This window comes from Virgibacillus sp. FSP13, from assembly GCF_054048505.1.
Genome location: NZ_JBSVKG010000001.1, coordinates 212,351 through 225,710 on the forward strand (window position 1 = coordinate 212,351; position 13,360 = coordinate 225,710).

At 35.9% G+C, this 13,360-nt stretch carries 10 protein-coding genes and 1 pseudogene; 10 read left to right on the forward strand and 1 reads right to left on the reverse strand.

Going from position 1 to position 13,360, the window contains the following annotated elements; translation table 11 throughout:
- Positions 1-740 precede the first annotated feature (740 nt).
- The 10 genes from ACW2QC_RS00960 to ACW2QC_RS01005 all read left to right on the forward strand — a co-directional run bounded on the left by ACW2QC_RS00960 (position 741) and on the right by ACW2QC_RS01005 (position 12,713).
- Positions 741-1,781, forward strand: a complete 1,041-nt coding sequence (locus tag ACW2QC_RS00960) for a hypothetical protein (protein WP_457542103.1) — start codon at positions 741-743, stop codon at positions 1,779-1,781.
- Positions 1,782-1,933: 152 nt separating this feature from the next.
- Positions 1,934-2,746 (forward strand): S-layer homology domain-containing protein, encoded by an 813-nt coding sequence (locus tag ACW2QC_RS00965; protein ID WP_457542104.1) that lies wholly within the window; start codon positions 1,934-1,936, stop codon positions 2,744-2,746.
- Between the two features lie 1,033 nt (positions 2,747-3,779).
- Positions 3,780-4,943, forward strand: coding sequence for an ROK family protein (locus ACW2QC_RS00970; protein WP_457542105.1), 1,164 nt, complete (start codon positions 3,780-3,782; stop codon positions 4,941-4,943).
- Positions 4,944-5,291: 348 nt separating this feature from the next.
- A complete protein-coding gene (locus tag ACW2QC_RS00975) occupies positions 5,292-6,026 on the forward strand; it encodes a glucosamine-6-phosphate deaminase (protein ID WP_457542273.1) in 735 nt (244 codons plus the stop codon).
- Positions 6,027-6,129: 103 nt separating this feature from the next.
- Positions 6,130-7,098, forward strand: a complete 969-nt coding sequence (locus ACW2QC_RS00980) for an ROK family glucokinase (RefSeq protein WP_457542106.1) — start codon at positions 6,130-6,132, stop codon at positions 7,096-7,098.
- Positions 7,099-7,189: 91 nt separating this feature from the next.
- Positions 7,190-8,545 carry a glycoside-pentoside-hexuronide (GPH):cation symporter gene (locus tag ACW2QC_RS00985; protein WP_457542107.1) on the forward strand — a complete coding sequence of 452 codons (1,356 nt, stop codon included), beginning with the start codon at positions 7,190-7,192 and terminating at the stop codon, positions 8,543-8,545.
- An 18-nt stretch (positions 8,546-8,563) separates the two neighbouring features.
- Positions 8,564-9,994: a M81 family metallopeptidase gene (locus ACW2QC_RS00990; RefSeq protein WP_457542108.1), complete on the forward strand. Its 1,431-nt coding sequence runs from the start codon at positions 8,564-8,566 to the stop codon at positions 9,992-9,994.
- Between the two features lie 635 nt (positions 9,995-10,629).
- Positions 10,630-11,040, forward strand: a complete 411-nt coding sequence (locus ACW2QC_RS00995; protein WP_457542109.1) for a hypothetical protein — start codon at positions 10,630-10,632, stop codon at positions 11,038-11,040.
- A complete protein-coding gene (locus ACW2QC_RS01000; protein ID WP_457542110.1) occupies positions 11,021-11,842 on the forward strand; it encodes an ImmA/IrrE family metallo-endopeptidase in 822 nt (273 codons plus the stop codon). Before ACW2QC_RS00995 ends, ACW2QC_RS01000 begins: the two co-directional genes overlap by 20 nt.
- Positions 11,820-12,713, forward strand: a complete 894-nt coding sequence (locus tag ACW2QC_RS01005) for a hypothetical protein (protein WP_457542111.1) — start codon at positions 11,820-11,822, stop codon at positions 12,711-12,713. The genes ACW2QC_RS01000 and ACW2QC_RS01005 overlap by 23 nt, the downstream gene beginning before the upstream one ends.
- A gap of 177 nt (positions 12,714-12,890) precedes the next feature.
- Here ACW2QC_RS01005 and ACW2QC_RS01010 read toward each other — a convergent pair.
- Positions 12,891-13,127: pseudogene (locus ACW2QC_RS01010) on the reverse strand (aldehyde dehydrogenase family protein); the annotation flags it as partial.
- Positions 13,128-13,360: the final 233 nt, after the last annotated feature.

Below are 13,360 nucleotides of genomic sequence, written 5' to 3' on the forward strand. Positions count from 1 at the left end.
GTCCTATGGAACAAGATCTTTGTAGCGCTTATTTTTTATAAAACTTGGACACCAGGCAGCTACACAATTCTAAAAATAAAATTATATTAAACCAATAATAGGCTCTGCTAGTTAGAAAATCTTCTGCGGGGCCTTTTTTTTTTTAAATTTGAGCATTTTATATTTTGGTCAACAAGATTATTCTTGAATTATTCAAATCAACAACCAATTCAATAAGCAGAAAGGTGAATTAACTAAGTCAGTTCGGAGTTTGCTCATGGTTTTAAACCCTCCAATAACTTGGTCAAAGTTTCTAGTTGAAGATCGACTATATGAAAAATCTGAGGATGGGGAAAACTTGGATCACTGAAGATCGCAGCTTATTGTAATAGAGCTTAATGCTCAATAAGGTAGGTTTCTAGGGTCAGACCTCCACTTCTGAAGGGGAGGATTCATTTTACTTTTTTAAGCTAACAAAGGCTTGGAGTATTACAAAAACAATCAAGTTATATTTCCGCAAGGACGCATGGGGGAGAATCATTCCCGTGTTTCACTCGTGTCAATACACCATATGCTTGGATCGTCTATTAACAAAAGACCCAGCGATGCCGATATATAAAAGGGATTGATTAATGCCTTGTCTCAATACGCATAACCTTATACTGCCATTATTTCGGACGGTAAAACTAATATTATAGAAAGGAGGTAAACAAAGAGGCTAGTGAATCAATTTCATAATAAAATTTGAAGGGAATAACATCATGATAAAGAGAAATTATAGTTGGCTATTTATTGCGCTTATTTTACTAAGCACCTCCTTTTTTCCTTTACAAACTGTCAGTGCAAGTACAGATGCATTAACATTCGGTGAAGAGGTATCCGGGAACATAACTGAGGAAACACCGACTAAAACGTATAAATTTGTAATAGACCAGACTGGTAAAATTGATTTAGCGGTTTCTTCTTATATGAGATCTTTGAACGTTGAAGTAGTTGATGAAGACGGCAATAAGGCGATTGGGAAAAGAGTTTCAGGTGGAGATAGTAATACCCCCAGCAAATGGTCTGGCATTCAGTATCTAGAGGCTGGTACATATTATGTAAATGTATTTGATAGTTTTTATCACGATACAGGGAATTATAAGTTTACGATTAACTATACAAATACTAAAAATACAGAAGTAGAATCCAATAATGGTACTGTTATTGCCGAATCATTAGCCTTTGATCAGCTTGTTCAGGGGCAACTTAGCTTTAATGATAATCAAGATGTTTTTAAATTAACGGTACCTTCTACTGGAAAAATCAATATTGACTTATCTTCTTATATGAGATCATTAGAACTTGAAGTAGTCGATAAAGATGGGAAAGTCGCTATTGATAAGCGAGTTCATGGGGGGGATAGCACTACCCCTAAGCAATGGAGTGGAACACAATATCTAGAAGCGGGTACGTATTACGTAAAAGTATATGACGATTTTTATCATGATACTGGGCTATATACGGTTAGTGTAGGTTTTACGGATACGAATAACACGGAAATGGAACCGAATAGTGGTACGGAGATTGCTCAGAAGCTAGATTTCAACAAACTTATCCAAGGACAACTTAGCTTTAACGATAATCAAGATGTTTTTAAAATAACGGTACCTTCTGCTGGAAAAATCGATATTGATTTTTCTTCTTATATGAGGTCATTAGAACTTGAAGTAGTCGATGAAGATGGGAAAGTCGCTATTGATAAGCGAGTTCATGGGGGGATAGTACTACCCCTGAAAAATGGAATGGAACACAATATCTAGAAGCTGGTACGTATTACGTAAAAGTATATGACGACTTTTATCATGATACAGGGCTATATACGGTCAGTATAGGTTTTACGGATACAAATAACACGGAGACAGAGCCGAACAATGGTACTAAAACTGCGCAGCCTATAAACCTAAATCAGTTTATGGAAGGGCAAATTAGTTTTAATGATGCTCAAGATGTTTATGTTGTCAAACTAGCAAAAGCCCAAAAAGTTACGTTCAATCTTTCATCCTATTTCCGATCACTAAATATTGAATTAGTTGACAGCAATGGAAAAACTGTTATGAAAGAAAGAGTTACTGGTGGAGAGAGCAACACACCAGAGAAGTGGAATACGACTGAAACTCTAGAAGCTGGTACTTATTATGTTAAAATCAATGACAGTTGGTATCACGATACAGGTCTATATTCTTTTGGCCTAATGACCAACTTAAATTTTTCTGATGTGAAAATTGGCGACTTTTACTATAATCAACTTGCGGAACTGTATTTTAGAAATATAATTCATGGCTATCCTGATGGAACATTTAAACCATATCAAAAACTGTTGCGTCAGCATGCAATTGTTTTGTTATATAACGCACTGGATTTAGAAGCCCCATCGAATTATAAAGAAATAGCAAACAAATTCTCTGATGTAGGGGAAAATCATCAATATGCAAAACAAGTTGCAGCCTTATATGAGGAAGGAATTTTTCACGGTAAACCAAATGGTAAAATGGGATTGAATGATAATTTAACGCGTGAACAGATGGCAACTGTATTAGTTAATGCATTTAAGTTAAAGGACACGGGGAACGATATTGATGTATATTTAGATAATGTATCTGAATCACATAAAAATAATGTTTATATCCTTGCTCAATACAATGTTACCAATCAATTGGATAATTTCCGTCCACAAGAAAGTGTAACTCGATCTCAATTTGTAGTATTTTTGCATAAGGTACTATGATTTTTGCTGTCGCTTGCTGAATTACTGAGAGAATATGTCGAAAACTCTGTAGAGAAGAAATTCTTTGCAGAGTTTTTTTTTGGGTGCGCCCGGCATGGGCTATGATTTGGTGGTTCGGGAGATCAATTGGAAAAGAGGAGAAAGTATAGGGATTTTGTACTCGGGGTGCCTGTCACTTCCTGAAATCGAACGAATATGGATAAAACGGTGCGTCTTTTGTTATATAGCTTTAATCTTTTTCAAAATTCCTTGTTACAATGAATCTAAGGGGGTGAAAAAATGCCTTGTAACATTGTTTCCCTCTTATAATTAATTCTAACGGGTTATTCGCTGCTCTACGTATAACAAGCATTGTGCATCTCCTCCTAACTAAAAGAGCTTTAGTCCTTGGTTTTGCGCCCTTCATACAATAAGTTTGTCATTATCAATAAACCATATAACTGGTTCAAATGAATTGTGTTTATTCACCTATTTTATCAACGGAAGTAGCAAGCTATAAAGTACTTTCCAATCCTGATATTGTTCCATATTCGTCCCAGAATCTTTGAGGAAGGTTGTTGTATAAAAACCATAACCCCTGTGTTAACTATTTCTAATCGTATATTCCTTGCATCCGGATTTAGTATTTTTGTCGCACTCTATACTTTATAAAGCAATCTGGCGCAATTGCTGAAGAACAAAGGCCTGATTTCAAGCTAACAGGAGGAGGAATGAGGCCTTTTTATCTTTCATTAGTTTAAATATTACCCTAATGTGGTGGCCAACAAGTGGTAAGTTTTGGGTGAGAAAAAGTGTTAGACCTCCACTGTTTCTGTTCACTTTTTTTCTTCCATCGGACAAAGGTTCACATTAATCTGCGAGCCACAGCGAGGGCAGATCGATCCAACAATCGTGACATTTGGGATCTAGTATAAAGAACGATTAGAAACGCGTACCTCATTACCGCTCCAAATTTATACACCCCCCTTCAATATAAAAATATGTTAAACTAAGTTTAATAACTAATGCCATCGGCTAAGAAGGAGATATTCTCATGCCATTGAATTTGAAATATGATCAAGGCCGTATTCGAAAATACCATTACTTTATGTTGCTAAGCCTCATTCAAAAACATAAAAAAATCTCTAGATCTCAGCTTGCTCAATTAACGAAAATGAGTAATACAAGTGTGGGAAAAATAATTAAGGAGCTTATTAATGATGAACTAGTTGTTGAAGTCGGACAGACTGAGGGAGAGGTTGGAAGACGCGCGACACTCTTGGAAATAAATCCAACTGGGTCGTTTATCGTTGGTGTAGAACTTGATAAGAGTGGTATTCAAATAGCAGTTGTTACTTTAACAGGTGAAGTCATCGAAAAAAGGCAACTAGCTTTTGATATAGATAAATCTGCCTACACTATACTAGATGAGCTTGCAGAGGAAATCTTAATATTACTGGACCAAGTGGGGAGTGATATCAAGGAAAAAATCATAGCGATTGGTGTAAGTATTCCTGGACTTATTACATGGCCGGAGGGAAGAGTGTTACGGGTTCCGCAATTTCATTGGGAGAATATTGATGTTAAGGCTTATTTGGAAAGAAAGCTGGACTATGTAGTATATGTGGATAATCATGTCAGAACTGTTCTTTTAGCGGAAAGTTTATATGGAAGTATGAAAGATTTCAATGATTCCGTTTGTATTTATGTTGGTAGTGGGGTAGGCGGTGCAGCGATGTTGAATGGTGAAATTTTACGTGGACATCGCAATATGCTAGGAGAAATCGGCCATATGACATTAGATCCTCAAGGGGTGATGTGTGATTGTGGTAGGCTTGGATGCTTGCAGACGTTTGTTTGTTCATCGGAAATAGAAAAGCAGGTACAACAACCAATACAAGAGGTGTTTGCCGCATTTGAAAGGCAAGAGGATTGGGCAGTAAGGATGATTAGCAGAGCACGGACTTATCTTGGGCTGGCTATTTCAAACGTCATTTGTATTTATAATCCTGAGGCAGTGTTACTTGCAGGACCCATGATACAAGAATTCCCTTCTCTAGTTCAAGATGTGGCCATAGAATCAGATAAGTACGTTTGGAATCCTTTTAAGAATTCCTTTCATTTAATTTATCCTGAGATTGGCAAGGACAGTGGAGTAATTGGTGCCAGTGCGCTTGTACTTAATGAATTTTTAAGGTTTTCCAATGATGAGATTTAATGCTAGAAATGAAAATGTTAAGGATATGGGTAAGTTTCTATTTTAACTTGATTGTTAAACATCATTCAATAAATATTCATGGTATGGATCTGCTTGCCAATCGTACTTTTTAAACAAAATAAACAGAATGCAAGTTGTTTGTAATGATAAAAATCTAGTGCTAGGTATTGCGTCTTCATTTAGTTGGTGCTATACTTTAATCAATTATTAAATTAAGTTTAACAATTAATTGGGTGAATATGATAATCACGTATTTTTGTGTTGTCTTAATCAGTATTTTTTTATCAATAAATAAACTTAGTTTAACTATAGTCAATGAAAATATATTAAAACAAAGGTGGGGTAATGATGGAAATTATTCAAACTAAAGATTATCAAGCATTGTCTCAAAAAGCATTCGAAGTTCTTGCTGATACTATTAAACAAAATGAAAACGCTGTAGTCAATACTACTACGGGGGCCAGTTATGATGGTCTATTTGATTTGCTTGTCCAAGCAATCAATAACGATGAATTACCAATTGAAAATACTGTCATGCTGAATCTGGATGAATATATAGCCGATAGAGATAAGAAGTTTACTGTTCATACCTATATGCATGAAAAGTTATATGACTTAATCAAAAAACAGCCAAAAGTAGTAGAATTGCTTGATGGTAGTCTTGCAGATTTAGATTCGGAAATAGAACGATATAATAAGGTTCTTAAAGAATATCCACGCGATTTACAGATTCTGGGGTTAGGAGTGAATGGTCACCTGGGAGCTAACGAACCGGGAACACCTTTTGATTCACGACTATTTCTTGCGGATAGTGATGAATCAACCATTCAAAGCACCATGGGATACCAAAATCTAACACGAGACGAAGCACCAACGCAAATGCTGACACTAGGTTTGGCAGATATGATGGATGCTAAAAAAATTCTGCTTGTAGCTTCAGGGACAAGAAAAGCAGAAGCTGTTAAAGCGACAATTGAAGGTCCAATTAATGAAGATTGCCCGGCTTCTATTTTGAGAAACCATCCGAATGCAATCTTTATCATTGACGATGCAGCGGCATCTCTTCTTGATAAAAAATATTAATCGATTGGGTTTATTTTTTGGATAATAGGATTACTCCCAAAAAGGAATGCCAGAAGATGTTCCTTTTTGGGCTTTTCCTAACTAGGAAGGGGAAGTTTTTTCTGTGGAAGATTTGATTATTGGCTTGGATATTGGCGGGACCTCGACGAAAGCAGGTCTGCTAAATGTGAGTGGTGAAGTGATTCATAAGTGGGAAATCCCGACAGATAAAAAAGATCATGGTAGCCGTATCATTGAATATATATGGGAGTCTATTACGAAAGCATTAAAGGAGTTACAGATAGACAATCAAATTTTAGGTATTGGAGTAGGTGCACCAGGCTTCGTTGATAAAGAAACAGGTATGGTCTACGAGGCTGTTAATATAGGTTGGAAGAATTTCGATTTGGGTAATAGGCTAAAGAATTTGTCCAATTTACCGGTCTTTGTTGAAAACGATGCCAATTTGGCTGCATTGGGTGAAAACAAAAAAGGAAGCGGTAGCAATGCGAAAGATCTTATAGCAATTACTCTGGGTACAGGAGTTGGCAGTGGAATTATTGCAAACGGTGAAATATTAAGTGGAATGAATGGAACAGCAGCAGAGATCGGCCATATCATTGCCGACCCTAATGGTTATCCATGTAATTGCGGAAGGAAAGGTTGTTTGGATACAATTGCTTCGGCAACAGGGATTGTGCATCAAGCAATGGATTATATTACAGAAAACCCGGATAGCCCATTAGCTTTATACTATAGAATGCATGGAGCACTGGATGCTAGGGATGTGTTTGAATTGGCAAGGGATGGCGGTGAAGCAAGTGAACATATTATTGATCATACAACAGATGTTCTCGGTTTTATGGTAGCGAGTGCGGCGACTATCATCAATCCTTCTACTATTATCGTTGGTGGAGGGCTTTCAAAAGCTGGAAATCTATTGCTTGATAAAATAACCCATTATTTTAGAAAATATGCTTTGCCAAGGATTAGTGAGAACTGTGAAATAAAGCTTGCTCAATTGGGAAATGATGCGGGGATGATTGGTGCAGCTTATTTGGTCAAAAGTGGACTGAAACAAGTACTAGCCTGAATTTGTGAAATTCGCCATGAATGAAGGCGGTTAATTTATTAATAATGTAAGCGGTTTAAACTTTGTACCAGAAATTAAGGGAGTGAATGAATTGGGTCTAGCCGTTAGGGAAGAAAATGCAAAATTGCCGAAATTAACTCTAAAGGAAAAGATAAGCTATGGTTATGGGGACGTTGCTTCCAACTTTGTTTGGGGAATGGTCAACAGTTACTTACTATTTTTTTACACCGATGTCTTTGGGATAACTGCTGCTGCTGCAGGGACACTATTTTTGATCACGCGTATTTTTGATGCAGTAAATGATCCATTGATGGGGATCATTGTTGATAAAACAAAAAGTAAACATGGAAAAACAAGACCATATTTATTATATATTGCGGTTCCATTTGGTATATTGAGTGTCATCACTTTTATTACTCCTGACTTGTCTATGACTGGGAAGGTAATTTATGCCTATATCACCTATGGACTGCTTGGTATTGTTTACACGATGATTAATATTCCATATGGTGCGCTTATGCCACTGATGTCAAGGAATTCTAAAGAAAAAGGCGAATTGAATAGTTACCGAGCTATAGGAAGATCTGTAGGTGCGATTATTGTGGCCTCCCTTACTTTACCGCTTGTGAATTATTTAGGAGGGGGTAATCAACAGCTTGGATTTCCAATAGTAATGGGAATCTATTCTGTAATCGGTATCATTTTCTTTTGGTTGACATTTAAGAATTGTCATGAAAGGGTAGTGACTCCGAAAGAGCAAAAGGATACTGAAATCAAAAAGTCGCTTGCCCAAATGTTTAAGAATAAATACTGGCTTCTCGTATCTGCCAATTCATTCCTTTGGTTCGTCAGGATGGGGATCATGAATGGTGTGCTCATTTACTACGTTAAATACGTATTGGAGCAACCAGGCATGGCACCGTTTTATTTGACACTATTAAATATAGCAAATTTAGTGGGTGGGTTTTTTGCTTTATCCATTTTACGTAAATATAGTAGTCGTAATTCAAGTATGCTCATGTTTACCATAGCTGTTGTTTTGCTTGCCTCTCTATTCCTTGTTGAAGGACAATCAATGATCTTGTTTTCTATTATTTTCTTTGTAGCTAATGTATTGATTGGTTATGGTGACCCGGCTACATTGACTATGTTAGGGGATACAATCGACTATCAAGAATGGAAGTTTGGTACTCGCCCAGAAGGCTTGCTCGTATCGAGTTATAGTTTTTCGACAAAGTTTGGGGTTGCGATAGGTTCGAGTTTACTCGGATATGCGCTTAGCTGGGCAGGTTATGATCCGTCGGCTGTTACAGAAGGTGCCAAAACGATGATCCGCACCTTGATGCTTAGCTTGCCAATAGTGTTGACCGTTTTACAAGTAATTATTTTGTATTTCTATAAATTGGATAAGCATCACGCAGATATTGTCAAAGATTTAAATTATTAGTTCATGGGGGAATTTACAATGAAAATTATTACTGGTTGTTTATATCATGAAACAAATACATTTAATTCATTTCCTACATCTGTAGAAGATTTTGTTCTGGTTGAGGGAAATGAAGTGGAAAAACGTCTTGCCAGCACAGAAGTATTTAAAGATAATGGGGTGGAAATTGTACCGAGCATCTACGCGACCGCATTGTCATCAGGTACTGTGAAAAAGGAAGCGTACAGATATTTTGCTGATAAATTCTTATCTGTTCTTGAAAAAAATAAGGATATCGATGGTATTTGGTTACATTTGCATGGTTCAATGGTTGTTGAAGAGATTGGTTCTGGGGAATTGGCATTATTGAAAGAAATCAGAGCATGTATCGGATATGATATTCCAATTTCGTTAACACTGGATATCCATGGTAACCTAGCGGAGGATTTCCACCAATATGTCAACATTGTATATTCGTATCGTACAGTACCACATGTGGATCAACCGGAAGTGGAACGTATTTCAGCCCAGCTATTGGTAAATGCAATTAAAAGCAATGCCAAGATTAGACCATCTTTTAAGGGCTTACCAATGATTATTCCTGGTGAAAAAGCTGTTGCTGCAAGTGAGCCTCTACGTTCGATACTTGATAAGTTGAAAGAATTCGAACAAAGAAAAGGGATTATCAGCGCTAACTTCTTTATTTGCCATGCATGGAATGATACGGAAAATACGAGATCTTCCATCTTTGTAGTCCCTGAATCTGAAGAATATAAAGCGCTTGCTGATGAAGTTACGGAAGAATTGGCGAACTATGTATATGATAGGCGCCATGAATTCGAATTTAACGCAACGGTTCTTGAACCACAAGAAGCTATCGAACAGGCGCTTGATGAACCATCCAAGCCTGTCTTCATTTCTGATTCAGGGGATAACTCAACTGCCGGCGCACCGGGGATGAGTACCTTGCTATTAAAATCGTTGAAAGATAGAGATTTGCAGGATAAGAAAGTATTGATTTCCGCTATATATGATCCGGATGCCTTCCAACAGTTGAATTCACATGAAGTGGGAGATCAAGTAGCTATCAAAGTTGGGACGAATATTGACAAATATAGTACGCCTGTTGAATTGGAAGGAACACTTAAAGCAAAAGGGGACCTGCTTGGATACTTGAATGCAACGAATGATAAAGTAGGGGAAACATGCACGCTGTCTATTGGAAACTTGGATGTGATTATTGCAAACCGTGGTGATTCGTTTATCACGATTAACCATTTCACCCGTGCAGGTGTCGATGTTAACGATTATGATGTGATTGTAGTTAAGCAAGGCTATCTATTTGATGAGTTAAGTGCCATTTCTAAATTGGATATTCTTGCAATGACACCCGGTGCGACTTATCAGCGGATTGAGAAAGTTGAGTATGAGAATATTCCTAGGCCTATCTTTCCGATGGATATGGAATAAACTTTAGGATTTAGGGTCAGAACCCCACCGCAGTAAAGCATTTAAAGTAAGCATTATTGTAGAATTTGATTTAAAATTATTTTAGCTTTACCGAGAGATCATTATTTTTTTATACTGGAAATTGATTTTCTTGTTAGCAGAAATCGAAATTCTGTAACTTCTTTTATTAAATTACAATTTCTGTAAAAGATATTGCAAACGAACTTTCATGACTTCCTTTCTCGTTGGGGATTATTTAACCAATAGAGATTAGTAAAATTATAAAAGAAAAACCCTGTCATCTATTCAAATTTTAGTTTGGATCAATGGCAGGTTTCTTGGCTTTAATATTATATTGATACTGATGCATTACATAAATTAGAAATAGTTAATAACCAATCTTCTACTTCTTTTTCATTATCTAATGCAGATAATTGTTCATAAGTCATTTTATTGTCTTTTATCTTTAATAGCATCCTTACATACCGTTTTACTTCCTTTGGAAAAATAAATATCAAGTTTTAAAAGCAAAAATAATCTCATAGTATTAAATTTATATACCTAATGATGTTTGCGGTGTACTATTTAGTTAATTTTACGTATAATTATATATAAAGGTATATAAAATGAATACTAAATGATTTGGAGGTGTAGTGATGAGTGAGACAAAAAGGATAATAGGTGAAAATATAAAGAATTATTTAGAAGCTAAAGGTGTTAAACATAGCTGGGTTATTGACCGATTAGGTATTAGTAAAGGTGCTTTCTATAATTTCCTAAGAGGTGAAGGAAATGTAGATCAATTTGAGCAGAAAATTTTGAAGCTATTTAGAATTAAAGATCCATTTTATTTTCATCGTAAAGAAATTGAATTACCTAAGAGTATAAAGGAGAAAAATGAAGAGCAAAATTTTATGGACTTTGCTGCCCTGTCATTTCATGGTGCGGACAGTGAGGATTTTAAAGAAGGTATGAGAGCTTTTCGGGATATTGTGGAATTGATTGATGTTCTTAAACCTTTATCTAATCCACCTGTAATGTTGGAGGGTGATAAATTTGATCAATAAGGATAATTTAGAACAAATTATTTCTTTTAACAAAGGATATTTGACCAAAATTAAATCAAATATAGAGTTATTAAAGTCCTCGGCTGATCCACTTATTGCTTCAAAACCCTTAGAATACATGAAAACGTATTTATATGAAAACGCACACGTTATTGAATTTCCAGTGAAGAATTTAGATTATGGTGGATTGGTCTTTTATTATAATAAGAATTTCTATATACAGATTAACTCTGCCCAACCAAAGATTTATGAAAACTTTATGTGGGCCCATGAGTTTTACCACTTTTATTTTGACAAGGAAAGAATTATGAAGAAGGAAGAAAACTTCATTTTAGTCGATAGTATTTTTGATGAAAAGGAACGTTTGCCCAACCTTTTTGCTAGCGAATTTCTAGTTAATGATTTCATATTGGAGCGTAAATTTAACGCCTTTAAAAAAGAAGATAATCTAAGTTTGGTTGATATTGCAATTCGATTAATACCTGTGTTTGAATTACCTTATAAAGCAATGGTGATTAAATTGGCACAGAATGAGTTAATTGGCAATCAGGAAGCAAAAGAGATTATTGATTACGATTATAAAAATAATTTACCGGATGAAATTGATCGGACACTATTTTCAGCTAGCTGTAAAATTAAACTCGATAATTATCAAAACCTACTTACAAATGCATCATATAATATGAATGATGATGATTATCAATCCATTATAAAAAAACATGACAACGTATATAACTTACTATTAGAATGGCGTGAAGATTTAAGCGGAGGAAGTAAAAATGATAATTATCGAAAATCCTAAATTAAATTCGATAGCGCCTTTCCTAAAGTTTAGACCGGATGACCTGAAAAATGCCCTTACCGATAACCAAAGCTTGTATATAATCGATAACATGATGCTCACAAAGATAAGGAAAGATTTTGTGCATAATCCGACAATGGCCAGGGCTTTATCATTTTCGAATCTAATTATTATTCCTGACATAATCCTAGAAGAGGCATCAAAGAATTTACCCAATGAAGAATCCTTCAGAAGATACTACTATGATTTATTTCGGATTCTGTCTGAAGAGAATGAAATATATGTTGTGAATTTAGAGACATTATTAGAATTATTACAGAGCATGGCTGGGAAGAAAAGTGCTATTACGTTATTAAAGAATATATCCCTAGAAGCGGTTAGGATTAATCAAACGATTTTCGAATTAATAAAAGGTATTGACGTTAACTCCGCAACTGCATTAGAAGAATTTAACAATAAGATTATCCATAATGGAAAAAATGCTGGAGAACGGTTTATAACTATTTTTGCACTTGTTTTATTGAGTATGTATTATAGTCCGGTTTACATTTTTAGTGAGGATGTAAAGGGGATTTATGGTGCCTTTAGAACTTTTATTAATAATGAAAGATTAATGGATTTGATAAACATTAACGATACGGTGGAGCTTATTGAACAGTACAGATTTCTGTCTTGCGAATCCTTGATACAGTCTGTTTATTTTGAGGAAACTTTGAGTGAAGACGAATTGCTGGATTTAATTACAAAAAGTAGTAGAAACCAATCGAGGATTATATTGTATAGTTTGGATGGACATTCTTGCTATACATCGATATCCAATGAAAGTTTAGCTACGTGGATTAGTCAAGGAAGAATCAAAATTCAATTTTAAAATTCACACGAATAGTTTAACCTATACTTTTATAGTCTATCTAACTACTGCATAGTCATTCTTGTTTGGGAAATCTGTAAAGTACTTAATCAAAAACAGTAAGCGAAGAAGCAGGCATGTGCATATAAAGAATATAAAGACACCCCTCAAAAAATACTAAGAGGGGTGTCTTTCCATTTAAGAATATGGATATGCACGTTTGGTATGCTGAATGGAAATCCATTTTGTTGTAGTAAATGCATCTAAGCTCCATTCTCCATTTAGTCGTCCGATTCCGGAGTTTTTGACGCCACCAAAGGCAACGTTAGGTTCATCATTAATCGTCCCATCGTTGATATGGATCATACCAGTGTCCATTTGTTTCGCAAGCTCGGCACCGCGTTCCACGTCTTTTGTATGGATAGCTCCGCTTAAATAAATAAAGATTTGCACCTTGTCACCTTCAAAAGGTATATCCGGACTCGAAGTAGGTAGATATTTGTTCGACATATTCCGAGGAGTGACAGGCACCACTCCGCCCAATTCCGGATAGGGACGTGGGGACAGGTTAGGTGTCCCGGCCTGTATCCCTTGTCATACGTGGGTTTTGTCTTGGGACAAGAAACCTGTCCCCATGTCTCGCTGCTATATCCCGCTGCAAATATGTC